The following is a 19,001-nucleotide window of genomic DNA, read 5'->3' as shown; positions in this document are numbered from 1 at the left end:
TACCCCCGGTTGACCCCCATCAACCCACTGCCCGACGCGACCAAAGCGCCCGAAACTGGGAATCTTCAGGGGCGCAATACTAGGCTCTATTACTAGGCCTAGTTACTAGGCTTTAGAAAAACTAGCTTGAAAACTAAAGGCTGTCTGTTAGTTGGAGGACCTCACGTGAAGTCGTACACATCCCTTGCCCGCCGCGGTGCCATTGTTTCCGTAGCAGCTGCGTCGGCTCTGGCGCTGGCCGCATGCTCGGCTGGCCAGATCACCCAGACTTCCTCGCAGGTCGCGGCAGTTGACGGGGCCAGTGGTGAGAGCGAGAACAATGCGGTGACCGTCCAGGACGTCACCCTGATCTTGGATGAGAACGGCCAGGCAGCCGTGAAGTTCGTTGCCAGCAACCAGGACTACTCCATGAAGGAGCACACGCTGTCCTCCATCACTGTCAACGGCCAGAACGCAACGGTAGAGTCCGCCGAGCCAATCAAGTACAACTGCACCCTGGTTGGCGATTCCGCTGCGGGCCTGGAGGCCATGCCGCACGCTGAAGACGACTGCATCCAGTACGTTGAGACCTCGATCCCGAACCAGAACTTCGCCTACGGCGGCAACGTCAACATCGCCTTCACCTTCGACACCGGCACGATTGAGCTCCCGGCAACGGTCTCCGCCCCGATCCTGGCGTCCGGGCACTCCACCCGCGACGAGTCGGCTCACGCGGGCCAGAACCACTAAACCGTAAATATCGGCCACGCGGCCAGAATCCACAAGGCGTTCGATAGCATGTGCTATTGGGCGCCTTTTTTCGTTGCTGCGTGTTGCCCGCGCGCTTTAGGGTGACAGGCATGGCAAAGCAGAAGACGATTCACACCTGCACCGAATGCAATTACTCCTCGCCCAAATGGCTGGGGCGGTGCCCGGAATGCGGTTCATGGGGAACGCTGCATGAGTCGGTGGCTGTTGGGCCGGCAGGGGGATCGTCGTCAAGCGGGGGCTCTTCTTTGGGCCGCGGTGAGGTAACCGCGCTGACTCCCTCTTCCCCCGCGCAGCCCATCACGCGCGTGGATGCGGCAGTAGCCGTGCGGGAGCCGTCTGGCATCGGGGAATTAGATCGCGTGCTGGGATCTGGGGTCGTCCCGGGGTCCGTGGTGCTGCTGGCAGGAGAACCCGGCGTGGGCAAGTCGACGCTGCTCCTAGAAGTGGCCAGCAGGTGGGCAGCAACGGGCGACAGGACGGTGCTCTACGTCACCGCGGAGGAATCCGCCGCCCAAGTACGCGGACGCGCGGAGCGCACGGGTGGCCTGCACCCGAAGCTCCTGCTGGCAGCCGAATCGAATTTGGATGTGGTCTTCGGCCACGTGGCGGCATCAAAACCGTCCCTTCTGATCGTGGATTCTGTGCAGACGATGCACGCCCCCGGGGTCGAAGGGGTCGCGGGCGGTGTGGCGCAATCACGAGCGGTCACCGCGGCGCTGACGTCACTGGCGAAGAGCACCAACCTTCCCGTGATGCTGGTAGGCCACGTGACCAAGGATGGAAACGTGGCCGGACCGCGGGTGCTGGAGCACCTGGTCGACGTTGTGCTGAACTTCGAAGGCGACAGGCAATCCAGCCTGCGGATGCTGCGTGGAATCAAGAACCGGTTCGGGGCAACTGATGAGGTGGGGTGTTTTGAGCAAACCGCGGACGGGATCCGGGAGGTGCCTGACCCGTCGGGGCTGTTTCTCTCCCACCGCGGTTCCACGCCGGACGGCTCCGCGGTGACGGTGGCCATGGACGGGGTGCGGCCGATGCTCGCGGAGGTCCAGGCCCTTACTGTGGAGCCGGTAAACAAGTCGCCGCGCAGGGTCGTGACGGGGTTGGACTTCAACCGGGTACCCATGGTTTTGGCGGTGCTGCAAGCGCGCTGCGGACAACGCACCAATGACAAAGACGCCTACGTGGCCACCGTCGGAGGGGTGAAAATCACAGAAACCGCGACCGATCTGGCCGTGGCGTTAGCTACCTGGTCGAGCTTGCACGAGCAGCCGCTACCGGAAAAGACGGTGGTTGTGGGCGAGGTTGGGTTGGCCGGGGAGCTTCGGCAAGTGCCCAACGTTAAGCGTCGACTCGCAGAAGCCAAACGCCTGGGCTATGACAAAGCGATTGTGCCCGCCTCGCGGAGTTCCGCCGATGCCATCACCATCGAGGGCATGAAGGTTGTGGAGGCCGCCACGCTGTCCGCGGCGATTGAGGCCGCCGCCACGCTTGGGAGCAAGCAGACCCAAGGGCGCTAGCACGCATACACTGTGAAGCATTATGACTGAGGGACAACCGCATTCCGTCCGCAATACTGCAGTTCTGCGCGAAACGTTGGTTCGGCTCGCGCCAGGTACCGCCCTGCGTGATGGGCTCGAACGCATCAAGCGCGGCCACACCGGCGGCCTGATCGTGCTGGGTTCCGGCCCAGAGGTCACGGAGATCTGCGACGGCGGCATTGAGTTTGACGTGCCGTTCGGCGCGACGCTGCTGCGTGAGCTGTCCAAGATGGACGGAGCAGTCGTGCTTTCCGACGATGGGTCGCGCATCCACCGCGCCAACGTCCAACTCGTGCCCTCCCCTACCTTCCCCACCTCCGAAACCGGTACGCGCCACCGCGCCGCCGAACGCACGGCGCTGCAAACCGGCGTGCCCGTGGTGTCGGTGTCGGCGTCGATGAACATCGTGACGGTGTTCGCGGGCGGGGTGCGCCACGTCATCGAGGAACCCGGGATGCTGATGACCCGTGCGCGCCAGGCGTTGGCGACGATTGAGCAGTACCGCTCCCGCCTAGACAAAGCCAACCAGCGCCTGTTCGTCGCTGAAATGAACTCTTACGCCGCGGTGGAAGACGTGCTGCACGTTCTGCAGCGCGAGCTAATGCTGCAGCGCGCAGCCCGCGACATGGATGACCAAATCATTGAGCTGGGCACCGAAGCCCGCCAGCTGCGCATCCAGCTCACTGAGCTCCGCGGCACCATCGATGAGGACATTGAGATGCTGGTCTGCGACTACCTCGTGGCCGACGGGGTGCCGGAGAAGGAACACGTAGACGCCGCGATCGCGGCACTGATGACCCTGCCGGATTCAGAGCTGCTGAACACCGCGGCGCTCGCCCGCCCTCTGGGGCTGCCAGCCACGGAGGAAAACCTTATGCAAGCAGTCACGCCGCGCGGCTACCGCGCGCTTAACCGCGTGCCCCGCGTGCAGAAATTCCTGATCGACCACATCGTCGCGGCTTTCGGCGACCTAAACACCATCTTGTCCGCCAGCACGGAAGATTTCGCGCAGGCAGAAAATGTCTCGCCCCTGTGGGGGCGCCACATTTATGAGGGCTTGCGCCGCCTGAACTAGCCGCCCCGGCTCGAGCCCGCTAGTTCAGGTTGAAGGTCACGCCCTCGGAGGCGTTGTCGCCAACCGATGCGTAAGCGATGTATGCACCCGGTGCCACCGGCTGGCGGGTGGAACATTCACCGGGCCGCGAATCCATGCGCGACCAGCTTGTGCTGAACCTGCGCGTTTCGCCGGCTTTGAACACTTGGCGGCCGGTCACGTCCGGCGGGTAGCAGTCGGTGTCACCCCACACGCGTTGGAAGCCATTGCGCTCCATGCGCGTGACTTCAAAGCGGAGCGGCGCGGCGTCAGCGTCGATCACGCAGTCAGCCCCAGTCGGGTTATGGATGACGCCGGTGAGCTGCGGTTCCTCACCCTCGCCGTAGTTCGGGCGATCGGCTTCCACCGTCACCCGCAGGTCCTTGACCTCGCAGGTGGTTTGCGCGGCCAGCGCCTCATCGTCGTTAGTCTTGCTCTCCGATGGCTTCGGCTCAATCGTGGGCGTCGGGCTTTCGCTTGTCGACGGCTTCGCTGACGGCAGCGGCTCCGTCGGCGTTGTCACCAGCGTGGAATTGGCCGTGGTCTCCTCTTCGTTGTCCGAGGATCCAGACTTAGCCACGGCAGTGAGCGCCCAGACGATGAGCGCGACCGTTGCGAGGATGATCACCACGGCGGCCACGCGGCGGCGCATGTAGATCTTTTCGGGCAGGGGTCGCGGATTGTCCTTCACGCGCTATATTTTAGATCCCGAAGTGCTCTTCAACGCTGGTGACACGGCCGTCCTCAAGACGGTATCTCGCAGCCACCACCCCGACATCCCCGCTGACAAGGCCCTCGGCGAGTTCCGGGATGCGAGCGATGATGTGTTCCGCGGTCACCTTCGCGTGCGTGGCCTCCACCCCGGCGGGGTCCAAGTGCCCCTCAGACTTCGCTTGAATGACGGACGGGGCGATCTTTTCCACGAAGACCCTCTGCAGATCCTTCGGGATGTTTCCTTTCTGGAAGGAGTTCATCGCGGCGGCAACCGCGCCGCAGCTTTCGTGGCTGAGCACGACGATGAGGGAGACACCCAGCGACTTCACCGCGAACTGCAGCGAACCGGACACCGCCGCATCCACCGTTCCCCCCGCGGTGCGAACGACGAAGAGGTCGCCCAACCCAGCGTCGAAAAGCAATTCGACGGGCACACGCGAGTCTGAGCACGCCAAAACAGCGGCAAACGGTGCCTGCCCCTTGCGGAGCTCTTCCCTGCGATCATGGCTGGCGTTTGGGCGCTGGGGGGAGTCTGTAGCGAAGCGTTCATTGCCCGCTATGAGGTGGTCCCACGCCTGCCTGGGGACTGTGCGGTACGGCATGGTCACTATTGTTGCACGTATTGTGATTGAACCTGCCGGAATTACTCAATGGTTTCGCATTCATGCCCGCGACTTGCCGTGGCGGCGGGCGGGTACCACCCCGTGGGGTGTGCTGCTTTCAGAGATCATGAGCCATCAAACGCCCGTCGCACGCGTTGCGCCGATCTGGGAAGAGTGGATTGATCGCTGGCCAACGCCGCGCGCGCTCGCGGCGGCACCCACTGATGAAGTCCTGCGCGCGTGGGGCACCCTCGGCTACCCGCGCCGCGCCCTGCGCCTCAAGGAGTGCGCGCAATCGCTTGTCGACGACCACAGCGGCACCGTCCCCTCCGACGTCGATTCCCTGCTGCGTCTGCCAGGGATTGGGGACTATACCGCCCGGGCCGTGGCGTGTTTTGCCTACGGAATCAACGTGCCGGTGGTTGATGTGAATGTTCGAAGGGTCTACACGCGTGCGGTGAAAGGCCGGCCGATAGCGCAGCCGCGAAAAGCCGAATTCGCCGAAATCGCGGCACTGCTGCCGGACGAAGGCGGCCCAGAGTTCTCCGCCGGCCTGATGGAACTCGGCGCGCTGGTGTGCACTGCCGTAAACCCAGCGTGTGACACATGCCCGCTGCTGCAGTCGTGCGAATGGGTCGCTCGAGGGCGCCCCGAACCTAGCGCCGAAGAGATGGTGAAAAAGAAGGTCCAGAAGTTTGTGGGCACCGACCGTCAAGTACGCGGGCTGATCATGAAGAGCCTGCGCGAGGCGTCCGGGCCGATTCCGCAGAGCACCATCGACGTTCTGTGGCCCGATAACGTGCAGCTCACGCGCGCGCTTTACACCCTGCTAGACGACGGTCTCGCGGTCCAGGATGAACGGGGTTACTTCCACTTACCGCGGTAGGTCATCCCGCCGGGAAGGTTCACCCACACGCCGCCGCGGGAGTTGACGGTGACCGGACCGACCTTCGTCGAGGCCGAGGCACCCGACTTGGAGAAGTTCAGCCACGAATTCTTCCCAATCTTTTTCTTCTGCCTGTAGTAAACACCCATATGACCACCCTACGGTGGTCTAGGTTTTTACACATGAAATCCCTCCGGTTCTCCCGCGGTGTCGCTGCTGCTGTCGCCGTGATCAGCCTGGCTCTTGGCGCGGCGGCTCCCGCCGGCGCGGGTGCTCCCTCTCCCGCCGGCGCTCCAGCCAGCGCAGGCGCTCCCGCCCACTTCCCCCAGCCTGCGCCCGGTTCCAATGCCAAGCACGGCTACGACGCCTTCTACGATGCCCCCGTTGCACCCGCCAAGCTGACCAAGCCCGGCACGCTTCTGCGACAGCAGAACGCCCCGAACCTGCTCAACATCACCGGGAAGCAACAGCTGCCAGGCTCTGCGCGCCGGATTCTCTACACATCCACCACCGTTGACGGAAAGATCGTGCCGGTGTCCGGCTTCGTCATCGAGCCCGCGGTGAAGTGGAACGGCGCTGGTCCGACACCGACCGTCGTGTTCGGCCCTGGCACCCGCGGCGCAGGGGACGCATGCGCGCCGTCACGGGGCCCGCTCCTGCTCGGACAGTACGATCCGAAAGCTCGGGCGCTAGGGATCAACTACGAGATGCCCAACTACGTCGCCGCATCTTCGATGGGTATGCGCGTCGTGGTCACTGATTACATCGGTCTGGGCACCCCGGGGCCGCACACGTACGTGCTCCACACCGAAGAAGGCCACGCGATGCTCGACGCCGCACGCGCCGTAACCCCACGGGGCAACCCCGTAGCGTTTTGGGGATACTCCCAAGGCGGCGGCGCCGCCGCTGCGGCAGCTGAGATGCACAAGACCTACGCCCCAGAGCTCAACGTGAAGGGAACGTATGCGGGTGCTCCCCCGGCTGACCTTGTGAAAACCATGAAGGGCGTGGACAACTCTGCGATCCTGGCCGTGCTCGGATACGCCGTCGCCGGAGTTGTCGACCGCTACCCTCAGTACCGCGCATCCGTCGAGCGAAACCTCTCCCCGAGCGGCCGCGAATTCCTTCAGAAAACCTCAAACACCTGCATCCCCGACGACATTGTGCGCTGGGGTCTTCGCGACACGCGCGCCTTCACCACCACCGGCCAGACGCTCAGCGAAGCTCTCCTGTCCAATAAGGAGGTTGTCAAACTCCTGGATTCCCAAAAACTTGGCCGCCGCAAACCATCGGCGCCAATCATGGTGAGCACCGGTGGCAGCGATGACCTTGTCCCTTCCGCCCAGGTTGTCCAACTAGCGCGCGATCACTGCTCGCTCGGCGCCAACGTTGCACTCACCAACGATGGACTCCCGCCGCTAGCGCCACGATATGGTCCCGACCACGCCACCGGCATGTTCACGCAAGCGGTGCCGTCGTTGCTCTGGCTCAAAGACCGCTTCAATGGCGTCCCATCGCGATCAAACTGCGGTACGTTCTAAAGACATGATCAGGAGGTTTTCTGACACAAACAATCGCCGCTTCGGCGCCCGTACTTCCCTGGCCTGCATCGCGGCAGCGGCGATTACAGCCGCGAGTCTTAGCAGTGTCATCGCACCGCACGCCGAAGCAGCCAGTAGTTCCTCCCGAGGCGCGGCTGAAGCGGGGTCGTCTAAAGGACTGTCCTCGCTGCTGATACCAACCCTGGGAATGGGGATGGCGGCGTCAAGTCTGTCGTCGATAAGCGAGGGCTCCTCGAACCACGCAGGTGCGCACGCCGCCGTGCCGCAGCGACCCGGTGAGCTCATCGTGCGTGAAAAAGTCGGGGGTTCACACGGCGAACGCATTCGCTACTCGACGACGAACGAGCGCGGACAGATCGTCCCCGTAACCGGCGCGATCTACGACCACGCTCACCCCAAGGGCACCGTGGTGATCGCGCCTGGCACCCGCGGGATGGGCGATCAATGCGCACCGAGCGCGGGCTCGTCAATGTTGGGCGGCATCAACGGCTCATCGGTGAACATTAACTACGAAGCACCTTTCGCCGAAAGCCTCTGGCGGCGCGGCTACCGCGTCGTGGTGACCGACTACATCGGCCTAGGCACCCCCGGCGCACACACATACCTCAACCGGATCGACCAAGGCCACGCCGTCATCGACGCTGCGCGCGCAGTGGTAGCGCCGGGTGAGAAAGTGGTGTTCTACGGCTACTCACAAGGCGGAGGAGCCTCTGCGGCAGCCGCGGAACTGCACGCGGCCTACGCGCCCGAACTCAATGTCGTAGGCACCTTCTCCGGAGCGGCGCCCGCGGACCCGCTGGCGGTGCTGGAGCAAGGAAACGACTCCCTAGCCGGTGTCGCAGCCTTTGTGATTGCTAGCTACGCGTATTCCTACCCGGAGTTCGCCGCTGCCATCGGTGAGCACGCCACCTTGGAAGCCTGGCGCCACCTCGAGGCCGTCGCGAGCGCCTGCGTCATTGAAGGCTCACTGTCATCCGGCGACTTCGCTTCCATGACCCGCACCGGCCGCGCAATGACAGACATCGCACGCAACGATCCCCGCGTCCGCGAGGCGCTGGTGCGCAACAAGCTTGGAACCGTACCGCTAAGCGCGCCGATGTTGGTGCTGGCCAGCCCGCAGGACACCATCGTGCCGTTTGAGCAGACGAAGCAAATGGCGCGGGACTACTGCGCGTTGGGCTCCACCGTAGAATTCCGCTCGGTGCCCGTGTCGGAGGAGCTCACACGGCGGGGGATCAGCCACGCCGTGCCGCTCATCGCGGAGACCGAGGCGATCGCCGCGTGGGTCGACGACCGCTTCGCGGGAAAGCCACCGGCGCAAGTCTGCCCGGCCTAGCCGCGGGGCCGGCCGTATCGGCTCTGCCTAGCCGCCGGGGACGTCTACCCGCCCTAGCCGCGGCTAGGCAGGCTCCGGGCCGTCGTCACGCGGGCGCTCGAGCAGGGTGCCTGCATCGTCGCCGTCGTCGTCGCCATCGCTGTCGTCTGAACCCGCCGCGGGCACGTGTGCCGGCTCTTGGAAGTTCTCCGGGTCGATGTCGCGGACGTCTTCTGGGTCGATCTCGTCGAACGTGCCTTCCGGCAGCGGCTTCGGGCGCGGCGTGAAGGTGAACTTCGAATCCGGGGCGATGTTGCCGCGGATGTCGCGGGAGTTCTCCACGTCGCCGTCCCAGCCCTCGACATCGACCGTGATGATTTCACCGGCGCCGATTTCACCGAAGAGGATCTTCTCACTCAAGGTGTCCTCGATCTCGCGCTGGATAGTGCGGCGCAGCGGACGTGCACCCAGCACCGGATCAAAGCCGCGCAGGGCCAACAGGTTCTTGGCCTTGTCGGTCAGCTCGATGCCCATGTCCTGAGCCGCGAGGTTCTTGTCCACGCGGGCGATCATGAGCTCGACCATCTGGACGATCTCTTCCTGCGTGAGCTGCTTGAACACCACGATCTCATCGATGCGGTTGAGGAACTCCGGGCGGAAGTGCTTCTTCAGCTCGTCGTGGACCTTGTCCTTCATGCGCTCGTACTGCGCCTCGGAATCGGTCGCGGTGTTGCCGCTGAAGCCCAGGCCTACTGCCTTGGAGATGTCCGAGGTACCCAGGTTCGAGGTGAAGATCAAAACGGTGTTCTTGAAGTCCACGGTGCGGCCCTGGCCGTCGGTAACGTGGCCCTCTTCGAGCACCTGGAGAAGCGTGTTGTAGATCTCCTTGTGCGCCTTCTCAATCTCGTCGAAAAGCACGACGCTAAACGGCTTGCGGCGCACCTTCTCCGTAAGCTGGCCGCCCTCTTCGTAGCCGACGTATCCCGGAGGGGCACCGAACAGGCGCGACGCCGTGAAGCGGTCGTGAAACTCACCCATGTCCACCTGGACCAGGGAGTCCTCGTCGCCGAACAGGAACTCAGCCAGTGCCTTGGACAGCTCCGTCTTACCCACACCGGACGGGCCAGCGAAGATGAACGAACCGCTCGGACGCTTCGGGTCTTTCAGGCCCGCACGGGTACGGCGGATCGAACGCGAAACAGCCTTGACCGCCTCTTCCTGGCCGATGATGCGCTTGTGCAGCTCGTCCTCCATGTGGAGCAGACGCGAGGATTCGCTCTCGGTGAGCTTGAACACGGGGATACCGGTCCAGTTAGCCAGAACGTCCGCGATCTGCTCCTCGCCCACCTCGGCGATGTCCTCGAGCTCGCCCGAGCGCCACTTCTTTTCCTTTTCCGCGCGCTCCTCGGTGAGCTTGCGCTCCTTGTCGCGCAGGCCTGCCGCCTTCTCAAAGTCCTGGGCGTCAATTGCGTCTTCTTTTTCCTTGCGGACCTCCGCGATGCGATCATCAACCTCACGCACCCCAGCTGGCGCGGTCATGCGCTTGATGCGCATGCGGGCACCCGCCTCGTCGAGAAGATCGACGGCCTTGTCCGGCAGGAAGCGGTCGTTGATGTAGCGGTCCGACAGGTTCGCCGCAGCCGCCAACGCGTCGTCGGTGTAGGACACGCGGTGGTGTGCCTCGTAGCGGTCGCGCAGTCCTTTCAGGATCTGAATCGTGTCGTCGACACTCGGCTCGTCGACCTGTACCGGCTGGAAGCGGCGCTCAAGCGCAGCATCCTTCTCAATGTGCTTGCGGTACTCATCCAGCGTGGTCGCACCAATGGTCTGCAGCTCACCGCGCGCAAGTTTCGGCTTCAGCAGGCTCGCCGCATCAATCGCGCCCTCCGCAGCGCCCGCGCCAACCAGCGTGTGAATCTCATCGATGAACAAGATGATGTCACCGCGCTGGTTGATTTCTTTCAGCACCTTCTTCAGGCGCTCTTCGAAGTCACCACGGTAACGCGAACCCGCCACCAGCGAGCCCAGGTCCAGGGAGTACACCTGCTTGTCGCGCAGGGTTTCCGGGACGCGGCCATTCGCGATGTCCAGCGCCAGTCCCTCAACAACCGCCGTCTTACCCACACCCGGCTCACCGATGAGCACCGGGTTGTTCTTCGTGCGGCGGGAAAGCACCTGCATGATGCGCTCAATTTCCTTGTCGCGCCCAACGACAGGGTCCAGCTTGCCTTCCTTCGCCGCCGCGGTCAGGTTGCGGCCGAACTGGTCAAGCACCAAAGAGTTGGAGCGCTCGCCGCTGCTGCGCGGTCCACCGATGGTCGGGCCGGGGCCGACACCCATCGACGGGCCCGGCTGATTTTCTGCGGTCTCCGGGTTCTGCCCCTCGCCGCCCTCGTAGCCGCTGAGCAGCTGAATCACTTGCTGGCGCACGCGCGGCAGGTCCGCGCCGAGTTTGGTCAGCACCTGCGCCGCCACGCCGTCGCCCTCGCGGATCAGACCGAGCAGCAGGAACTCGGTACCAATGTACTTGTGCCCCATCTGCAGGCCCTCGCGCAGGGACAGCTCCAGCACCTTCTTCGCGCGCGGCGTGAACGGCACGTGGCCCGTGTGCGGCTGGGTGCCGCGGCCAATAATCTCCTCGACCTCACGGCGAACGTCGTCGAGGTTGATCCCCATCGACTCCAGCGCCTTCGCCGCAACGCCCTCCCCCTCTTGGATCAGGCCAAGCAGAATGTGCTCCGTCCCGATGTAGTTGTGGTTCAGATCGCGCGCTTCCTGCTGGGCGAGCACGATGACGCGTCGCGCCCTATCCGTAAACCGCTCAAACATGTGGCAACCCCTTTTAGGCTAAAGCAATCAAGCTAAGTGAAATTAGTTCTGTCCACCATAACGCCGGCGCGCGTCAGACAATCCCCACTCACAGACCAAAACTCCCCTTCTTCAGCGTTAGCGCATGTCACACGGCTGTTCGCCAGTAGCGAACGCTTATCGACGACCCCCTCCCCACCCTCGCCCTGTGGATAACTCATCGAATTCCACAGGCTGAATCGGTCCTCTGCGCGGGGTGTGAATTTTTGTTCTACGGTGCGTGTACAAACAGCACTCAGAACACACGAAGGGGGGATCATGGGTCCACGCACGAACACTGCCACCGCCGCCAGCCCGGCCGCGGTCGATTTCGCCGGCTACCTCGCCGCGATCACTACGCACGCTATGGACATCGTGGCCACCTTCGACCGTGACGCCGCCAAGAAAGCACCAATCAAACCGGAGCACGCACGCGCCCTCGAGGCCCTCCACTCTGTCTACTTCGGGCGGACTCCCAGGAGGTTTCGGGAAAGGCAGGAGAAGGCTCGTCGTAAAGCAAAAGCGTACGACGTCTCGCTGGACAAACTGATGATGATTGAGCAGCGCCTGAAGAAAGTCGACGATGCCGCCACCCGCTGGGAGCTGCGGCTGACGCTTCTTGGGGTGCGGGGCTCATGCGAAGCTCTAGCCGCGAAGGCCCGCGAGATCATTCCGCGCGACACCACGCCGCCGCGGGAGGGCCTGTCGTTTTCGCGCCCGCGTGGTGGCGTGGGCACGATGATCGTGCACGCGAAAGAACGCCTCCTCGCGGACCTCGAGCATTTCTTGCGGCGCGAACTTGACGCCAACACGCCGATCGCTACGCACATGCTTCATTCTTTCGAGGATCTAATCCGCGGCAACCTTGCCATAGCCGACGGCGAGCTCCTCCCTACCGTGGGCGTGCCGTACGCACAACCGCGACCGCTGATCATGGTGGGACTCCCGCAACTCTGCGAGATCCTCGACGGCCGCGGCGACGAAATCGTGCTCAAGCTTAGCGACGGCACGACAATCACCGGCGCCGAATTCCTCGCGCACCATCTCTCTACGCACGTACCTGCATTGGAGTTCGCGCTATTCCACCCGAAGAAAGGGCCGGTGAACCTGTACCGCGCAAGCAGATCCGCGAACGCCAAACAGCGCGACCTAGTCAGCGCCGCGTACCCCGTCTGCGCCTTCCCCGGATGCCGCCACCCCGCCGACAACTGCGAGATGCACCACGTCACCGCATGGAAACACGGCGGACAAACCAACGCGGCCAACCTCGTGCCGCTGTGCCGCCATCACAACAGGCTTAACGACGACGACCCCCACAAACAAGCCCCTCACCTGATAAAAATCGGCCGCGTGGTCCCCGAGGGGGCAGGCCACGTGTGGCGGTTCCCGAGCGGTGCTCGAGTGCACAATCACGATAATTACCACTACGGGGCGATGCGACAGCTCTTCGACCAGGATCCCGCCACGGCCGAACGGACCTTCGTGAGCGATTGTTGGCGCGCTGGTTGCGACGTCCCGCACCCGCCGAGCCCCCCGCCTGACGACCCGCCACCCGGCCCGCCGCCCGACAGACCACCGGCCGGCCCACCGCCCCCGGGACCACCACCTGACGGCCCGCCGCCCGACAGACCACCGCCCGGCCCACCGGAGCGGCCACCCGGGCAGGGCCCGGATCAGCGACCATGCCCACGCGGTGACCCCTGGGCCGGACCTTAGAGTCCGCCCGGGCCCTCGAGGTTTCTTCGCGACTGCAAATGCTCCCGCCACCACTCCTTGTTTTCACAAGGTTGATGTCGGGCGCGTTCGCATGCCCGCATTCATGTTGCTGGTTAGACCAGCGGTACTCCGTTCGCATCACGGTCGTAACCGTTGCTTCCGGTGAGCACGAAAATCATCTCAACGAAGGCCCAGATGCCGATTGCCATGTACAGGAAAATACCGATGAAGACGAAGGTAAGCACGAAGGCAATGAAGCAAAGAACCAGCTTCGCGATGCCCGTGTTGGTCTGCCCCATGTAAAAGTTTCCAATCCCGAAACTTCCCAGGAAGAAGAACAACAGTGCAGCGACCACTTTCGACTTCGGCGCGACGCCCACCGGCATTGGCTGCTGGTAGGCGCCATGAATCTGTGGCTGAGTGTTTTGGCCATACGGCTGGAGCTGGCCACCGGCCGGCTGACCGTACGTCGGCTGCCCCGAGGCGTATTGGCCGTAAGGAGTCTGGCCATACGCTGGTTGCGTGCCAGCATCCTGCGCTGCGCCCGTGGCGCCCGCCTGGGTCGAGCTCGCGTCGGTCGAACCGGATTCAGTGGCCGAACCCTGCGACGCATCCTGCTGGCCGTAGCTTTGACCCATGTAGCTCGATGGGCTGTAGTCCGCGCTCGGGGTTTGGTAGCCGCTCTGACCGTAGCCTTGCAAGTATCCGCTGCCGGTGTATCCGCCGGTGTAACCCCCGGTGTAGCCGCCGGTGCCGGAACTAGATCCGTCGCCACCGTAGTTGGAGCTGCCGTAGCTGGAGCTGCCGTAGCTGGAGCCACCGTTGCCATCGGCAGCGTCGCCGCCACCGTATGCGGGGTAGCTAGCACCAGCAGAGCCAGTGGCCCCTGCCGAATCCTCAGTGGGAGTGTCGTTCTGGTTTGCGGAGTCGGAATTTCCGGTCCATGGGGAGCTCACGGGGACCACCTCTTTTTCGTTAGCTATCTTCGGCAACCTTGTTATGGATGCCTCTTCGGTTTACCGACTTCGATTTATACCGCATTCCGTCAAATACTTTTGGCAATCAAGCTTGTCGACGCCCCCAAAGCGCACGCCGAACCCGCACCGCAGTGTCTGTCGGCGCGCTAAGTGCACAGGGCCGAACGGTGCCGGGCCGAGTCGAGCCGAGCAGCGCCGGGCCGAGTCGAGCCGAGCAGCGCCGGGCTGAGCTGGGCCGTGCCGGGCTGCCCTACTTGCAGGGATCGAGTGCGAGGCGCGCGGTATCCACCTCGACGTTGGCATTGTCTGCGAAATTGCCGTTCTTCAGCGGCCGGACGTTGCCGGAGTATTGCGCCTTCGCGCGGCAGGCAGCGTCGACATCATGCCCGAAGTCCACGTAGACCGGATAAATGTCGCGGCCATTAATTTGCTTACGTAACGACGCACACCGCCCCGGCACCGTGAACTCCTTCCCGGAGGGCTCGCCGACTAGTAGGGCCTGACCGAGCTTTTCCTGCACGTTAGGGCTGCCGTCATCCTGGATGGAATTGACGATCAAAATATAGCGGCCATCGCACGGAGGATACGACGCTTCGACCATTGCTTCGCCCAGGCCTGCAACGTTGTAGTAACCGTCCTCGTCAGTGGGCGCGGTCCAGGTGGTGCCGTTTCCGAAGTCGAAAACCTTCTCCTTCTTCCCCGACGAACTACCGGAGTCAGTGTTGCTCTCCTCGGAGGTCTCGGGGGTCTCAGCCTCCGCGGTCTCGGACTGCGCGGAGGTTGCCTTCCCGGTCGTTGCCTCCCCGGAGGGCGCAACCGACGTGAGCACCGGCTCCGCGATGTCTTCCGATCCCCCGTTGCATCCCGCCAGAAGCCCTGCCGCGCTCACGACTGCGGCTAGCTGGATGCGCCGCGACCACCGCTGCCCCGCTCGGCCGCGCTCTATCGCGCCGGTCGGCCGCGCGCCGGTCGGCCGCGCGCCGGCGTGCATCACGGTGCGCTCCCCGTCACTCCGCCCCACTGCCGAGCCCCATGCTCCGCCGCCGAAACCCATGCTCTGCAGCCCGCTTACGCCTCGGGGCGGACCATCGGGAACAACACGGTCTCGCGGATCCCCAGGCCGGTGAGTGCCATCAGCAGGCGGTCGATCCCCATGCCCGTGCCGGAAGTCGGCGGCATGCCCTGCTCCATGGCGGCGAGGAACTCCTCGTCAAGCACCATGGCCTCGTCGTCGCCGCCAGCGGCCAGGCGCGCTTGGTCCTCGAAACGCTCGCGCTGGATAACGGGGTCCACCAGCTCCGAGTACCCCGTCGCCAGCTCGAAACCGCGCACGTACAGATCCCACTTCTCGGTCACGCCAGCGCGCTCGCGGTGGTCGCGGGTCAGCGGGGATGTCTCCACCGGGAAGTTCGTCACAAACGTCGGCTCATAAAGCTGGTCGGAGCACAGCTCTTCCCAGATCTCTTCAACCAGCTTGCCGTGGCCCCAGCCGCCCTTTTCCGGCACGGCCAACCCGATCGCCGCAGCAATCGACTTCAGCTCCTCGACGGAAGACTCGATCGTCACTTCCGGCTGGCCAGGGAACTTCCGTGCCAGCGCCTCATTGAGCGACGGGTACATGTCCAGTACCTTCCACTCGCCGCCGAGGTCGTACTCCGTGCCGTCGGCAAGCGTGACGAGCGTTGATCCGAAAACCTCCTGCGCGCAGAACTGCACCGCACCCTTGATCAGCTCGGCGCCGTCGCGGTAGGTGCCCCACGCCTGGTACGTCTCCAGCATGGTGAACTCAGGGCTGTGGGACTTATCGACGCCCTCATTGCGGAAGTTCCGGTTAATCTCAAACACTCGCTCGATTCCGCCCACGACGCAACGCTTGAGAAAGAGCTCCGGCGCAATACGCAGGTACAGGTCGATGTCCAGCGCGTTCGAGTGCGTTTCAAACGGCCGTGCCGCCGCACCACCGTGCAGGGTCTGAAGCATCGGCGTCTCCACCTCAACGAAGTCGCGCCCCGTGAGGTACTTGCGCAGCGCCGCAATGACCTTGATGCGGGTCAATGCGTTCTTGCGCGCATCTTCGCGCATGATCAGGTCGGTGTAGCGGTAGCGAACGCGTTGTTCTTCGTTCATCTCCGCGAACGCCACGGGCAGTGGCCGCAGCGCCTTCGACGCCATGTGCCAAGAGCGCGCCATCACCGACAGCTCCCCGCGCTTGGACGCGATCACTCGCCCACGCACGGACACGATGTCACCCAAGTCAGTGTCCGACTTCCACGCCGCCAGCGCGCCCTCGCCCACCTCAGCGAGCGACAGCATGACCTGCAACTGCGTCCCATCGCCTTCCTGCAGCGTTGCAAAGCACAGCTTGCCCGTGTTGCGCTGGAACATGATGCGGCCAGCTACAGCGACCTCATCATTGGTTTCTTCACCAACGCCAAGCTTGACGACGGCCCCCTCCACGCCTTCAGCCCCAGCATCCTGGCCCGTGTCCTGGCCAGCCTCCTGGCCTGTGTCTTCATCTTTGACCACGACGTACTTGGCACGCAGCGCCTTCAGGCTGGTCGTGCGGTCTACTTCTACCGGGTACGGCTCGTGGCCCTCGGCCAGGAGCTTTTCGCGCTTTGCACGGCGAATTTGCTGCTGCTCGGAGAGATCTTGCTGTTGCGTCGGCTGGTTTGAAGTCACGCCACCTTATCCTAATAGGCATCAGCCGCGGTGAACATCGGTGGGGTATCTGGCTTGCGGGACGGTTTAATCACGCCGCGTGGACCACTGATCGTGAACGAGTCCTCTCCTGAGCGGCACTGGAAAGTGTCGGAGTCCTTGTAGTGGCAGGAGTGGTCGGCGACGCTGATGGACTGGCCGTCGATAAGCTGCTTGTTCGCGCTGGGCATGCCCGTAAACACGGTGTAGTGCAACCCTTCGTCGCCGACGAATACTGCGTCGGCTTTCTTCGGCGGGTGGGGCACGGCGGTGACCTGCGGCGCATCCGTGGGTGTGGTGCCTGTGCAGGAGACCCCGATGGCGCTGATCGCGCACGTTCCTGTGAAGCTGGAGACGCGGAAGGTGACCATGCTCATACCTTTGACCAGGTAGTTGTTCGGGTCCACAGGAACGTCGGGCGCGCGGGTTTGGCTCACGGTGGTCTCCTCACTATCCGTGGGGTTGACCGGGGAGAGGTACACCGTGTCGTCGGCGGGCTGAGCCTCGTTGAAGACTGAGCAGCCGACAAGCAGAACCGATGTTGCAACGGCACCGATCGCCACCGTTGTGGAATGCGCGCGCATTATCCGCAGATCCTTAGGTATTGGCGGGCTTTTTCCGCGTTGTCACCGTAGACGGTGAACAGGTAACGGGACTTGTCCGCATCCAACGGGGCGAGCGTGTACGTGGGCGTACCGGCGTTGCGTTCGTAGGAATCCACGAAGCAGACGTTGTCGTTACTGAGGGGTTCCGGTTCTTCGTCCGGCAGAAACGAATCGCGCGTTTCCGTGGTGCCGAAGTCAACGATAGAGACGCCAATTGTTTCGTTGCGGCAGATGATCTTCGCTTTTTCGTCGTCCTGGGTCTCTTCTTTCGTGCACGTGGTGTTCTGCCACGGGCCCCTCTGATTCTCGTGTTCGGAGATCACGTTGGGGAACTTCGCGGCAAGCGCCGCTTCTGCCCCCTCCCAGGGCTTGCCGGGACCGTAGTTGACGTACCAGTAGTAACCGCCACCGCCCGCTAACCCCAGGATGATCAGCACAGTGGCGAGCACCCATGGCCAGTTCTTGTCTTTTTTCTTAGCCTCTGGCTGCGCGTACTGCGGCGGCGCGTACTGGCCCGTGTAGCCGTAACCCGGCGCGGCCCCGTACGGCACCGGTGCCGGGTAGCCACCCGGCGCCCCGTAGGGCCCTGGCCCGCCGTACCCACCCGGCCCGTATCCACCTCGGGGGTGGGGCACCACCGCCTCAAATCCCGGGTCTGTCTCTGGGAAATGCTGGACCGGCTTGTTGCCCGCCCCACTTCTCGACGACCCACCCTCCGTCGATCCTTGCGCCCACTGCGACGACGCCCGCGATCCCCGCGCCTGATCTCCCCTGGCCTGGTCTCCCCGGGCCTGATCCTGCGCCGCCCCCGCACGCGGCGCGTCCTGCATGGCTGAGCGCCGCGGCGCGTCCTCCCGTGGTGTGCTCAACGGTTTGTAGGAAAACTCTTCCGGGGCATTGCTAGTTGCATCATCCCCGACCTCATCGAGCTCAATCCCCACGTGTGAAGCATCTGACCGCGACGCCGCCGCAATCATCGACGAGCCCCCAGCCGCCGCCGAGCCAGCCGCGCCAGCCGCTAACGCTGCTTGCAGGTAATCCACCGCACTGCCCGCGTCGGCCGCCGCACCGGTATCGGGTTTGCGCCAGGTGATCTCTTCAATCACCTCGGCCAATGCCTCAAGTGTGGCGCGCTTCGCCTGCGCCTGCTCCCGCTGATGCCCCGGCACCGGCCCAACTTGGGTGAGTTTCGTCGGCGAGTCTGATTGCCCGTAGTACACCTGAATGTTGTCAACGTTGACCGACCGCATCAGCCACGACGACTTGCCGGCCTCAGCGTAAATGTCGATGGCATCGGCGATCGGCAGCAGAAGCATCTGGACCTCATCAGCCCCCAGCGGGTTCCCGGATGCCTTCCGCGATTGAACGACCTCACGCAGCAGCGTCCCCGTCGCTTTATCACGGACGATTACGAGGTGTCCGTCGTTAGTAAATGAACAATCGCGCAGCTTAACGACGGCCGGAGTGTACACATCGTCCAACGACCCCGCTCCGCTGCGGACCTCCTGGGCTTCGTCGGAATCCAGTTTGGTGGTGAAGACCTCTACCTCGGCTGACAGCGTATTCGACCAACCAGAGTCATCGCCTACGGCGTAGACGGTTGAATCGCTTGTCTTCGCGACCTCCTCGACGCGTGTGAAGTTGTATTTGTCGCGCAAAAACGCGCTCAGACCGCTATCAACCATCGATTCCT

16 protein-coding genes are annotated in these 19,001 nt (G+C 63.7%); 7 read left to right on the top strand and 9 right to left on the bottom strand.

Translation table 11 applies throughout. The features are described from left to right. Window positions 1–165 precede the first annotated feature (165 nt). From CAQUA_RS01990 to disA, 3 genes are all read left to right on the top strand, one after another. Window positions 166–729: a hypothetical protein gene (locus tag CAQUA_RS01990; RefSeq protein ID WP_196824731.1), complete on the top strand. Its 564-nt coding sequence runs from the start codon at window positions 166–168 to the stop codon at window positions 727–729. 110 nt (window positions 730–839) lie between these two features. Next, window positions 840–2,270 carry a DNA repair protein RadA gene (gene radA / locus CAQUA_RS01985; protein WP_196824732.1) on the top strand — a complete coding sequence of 477 codons (1,431 nt, stop codon included), beginning with the start codon at window positions 840–842 and terminating at the stop codon, window positions 2,268–2,270. A 22-nt stretch (window positions 2,271–2,292) separates the two neighbouring features. Further along, a complete protein-coding gene (gene disA, locus CAQUA_RS01980; RefSeq protein ID WP_196824733.1) occupies window positions 2,293–3,366 on the top strand; it encodes a DNA integrity scanning diadenylate cyclase DisA in 1,074 nt (357 codons plus the stop codon). Between the two features lie 19 nt (window positions 3,367–3,385). On the opposite strand, the gene CAQUA_RS01975 is transcribed toward disA, so the two are convergent. Together CAQUA_RS01975 and CAQUA_RS01970 are read right to left on the bottom strand one after the other, a co-directional pair. Then, window positions 3,386–4,075, bottom strand: coding sequence for a hypothetical protein (locus tag CAQUA_RS01975; RefSeq protein ID WP_196824734.1), 690 nt, complete (start codon window positions 4,073–4,075; stop codon window positions 3,386–3,388). Between the two features lie 10 nt (window positions 4,076–4,085). Then, window positions 4,086–4,700: a carbonic anhydrase gene (locus CAQUA_RS01970; RefSeq protein ID WP_196824735.1), complete on the bottom strand. Its 615-nt coding sequence runs from the start codon at window positions 4,698–4,700 to the stop codon at window positions 4,086–4,088. Here CAQUA_RS01970 and CAQUA_RS01965 point away from each other — a divergent pair. Beyond that, window positions 4,699–5,586 carry an HhH-GPD family protein gene (locus CAQUA_RS01965; protein WP_196824736.1) on the top strand — a complete coding sequence of 296 codons (888 nt, stop codon included), beginning with the start codon at window positions 4,699–4,701 and terminating at the stop codon, window positions 5,584–5,586. The two genes, CAQUA_RS01970 and CAQUA_RS01965, sit on opposite strands and share 2 nt — an antisense overlap. On the opposite strand, the gene CAQUA_RS01960 is transcribed toward CAQUA_RS01965, so the two are convergent. Then, window positions 5,565–5,735 carry a DUF4236 domain-containing protein gene (locus CAQUA_RS01960; protein ID WP_196824737.1) on the bottom strand — a complete coding sequence of 57 codons (171 nt, stop codon included), beginning with the start codon at window positions 5,733–5,735 and terminating at the stop codon, window positions 5,565–5,567. The two genes, CAQUA_RS01965 and CAQUA_RS01960, sit on opposite strands and share 22 nt — an antisense overlap. Before the next feature lie 33 nt (window positions 5,736–5,768). Here CAQUA_RS01960 and CAQUA_RS01955 point away from each other — a divergent pair, with 33 nt between their 5' ends. Together CAQUA_RS01955 and CAQUA_RS01950 are read left to right on the top strand one after the other, a co-directional pair. Then, window positions 5,769–7,127, top strand: a complete 1,359-nt coding sequence (locus CAQUA_RS01955; RefSeq protein ID WP_196824738.1) for a lipase family protein — start codon at window positions 5,769–5,771, stop codon at window positions 7,125–7,127. 214 nt (window positions 7,128–7,341) lie between these two features. After that, window positions 7,342–8,484, top strand: a complete 1,143-nt coding sequence (locus CAQUA_RS01950; protein ID WP_196824739.1) for an alpha/beta fold hydrolase — start codon at window positions 7,342–7,344, stop codon at window positions 8,482–8,484. A 63-nt stretch (window positions 8,485–8,547) separates the two neighbouring features. Here the strand turns inward: CAQUA_RS01950 and CAQUA_RS01945 are convergent, their stop codons facing one another. Further along, window positions 8,548–11,292, bottom strand: coding sequence for an ATP-dependent Clp protease ATP-binding subunit (locus tag CAQUA_RS01945; RefSeq protein ID WP_196824740.1), 2,745 nt, complete (start codon window positions 11,290–11,292; stop codon window positions 8,548–8,550). A 297-nt stretch (window positions 11,293–11,589) separates the two neighbouring features. Here CAQUA_RS01945 and CAQUA_RS01940 point away from each other — a divergent pair, with 297 nt between their 5' ends. Continuing rightward, a complete protein-coding gene (locus tag CAQUA_RS01940; protein ID WP_196824741.1) occupies window positions 11,590–13,026 on the top strand; it encodes an HNH endonuclease signature motif containing protein in 1,437 nt (478 codons plus the stop codon). Between the two features lie 113 nt (window positions 13,027–13,139). On the opposite strand, the gene CAQUA_RS01935 is transcribed toward CAQUA_RS01940, so the two are convergent. The 5 genes from CAQUA_RS01935 to CAQUA_RS01915 all read right to left on the bottom strand — a co-directional run bounded on the left by CAQUA_RS01935 (window position 13,140) and on the right by CAQUA_RS01915 (window position 18,993). Continuing rightward, the gene (locus CAQUA_RS01935; RefSeq protein ID WP_196824742.1) at window positions 13,140–13,982 is read right to left on the bottom strand and encodes a TM2 domain-containing protein; all 843 of its coding nucleotides are present in this window, start codon (window positions 13,980–13,982) and stop codon (window positions 13,140–13,142) included. A 271-nt stretch (window positions 13,983–14,253) separates the two neighbouring features. After that, window positions 14,254–15,057: a hypothetical protein gene (locus CAQUA_RS01930; protein WP_196824743.1), complete on the bottom strand. Its 804-nt coding sequence runs from the start codon at window positions 15,055–15,057 to the stop codon at window positions 14,254–14,256. A 14-nt stretch (window positions 15,058–15,071) separates the two neighbouring features. Then, entirely contained in the window at window positions 15,072–16,685 is a 1,614-nt protein-coding gene (lysS, locus tag CAQUA_RS01925; protein ID WP_196824744.1) for a lysine--tRNA ligase, read from the bottom strand. Between the two features lie 11 nt (window positions 16,686–16,696). Next, window positions 16,697–17,287 (bottom strand): hypothetical protein, encoded by a 591-nt coding sequence (locus tag CAQUA_RS01920; RefSeq protein WP_196824745.1) that lies wholly within the window; start codon window positions 17,285–17,287, stop codon window positions 16,697–16,699. After that, window positions 17,287–18,993 carry a hypothetical protein gene (locus tag CAQUA_RS01915; protein ID WP_196824746.1) on the bottom strand — a complete coding sequence of 569 codons (1,707 nt, stop codon included), beginning with the start codon at window positions 18,991–18,993 and terminating at the stop codon, window positions 17,287–17,289. The genes CAQUA_RS01920 and CAQUA_RS01915 overlap by 1 nt, the downstream gene beginning before the upstream one ends. Between the last annotated feature and the right edge of the window lie 8 nt (window positions 18,994–19,001).

The organism is Corynebacterium aquatimens (genome assembly GCF_030408395.1).
Lineage (GTDB): Bacteria > Actinomycetota > Actinomycetes > Mycobacteriales > Mycobacteriaceae > Corynebacterium > Corynebacterium aquatimens.
Note: the sequence above shows the minus strand (reverse complement) of the source record. Positions and strands in the feature narration are given on the sequence as shown.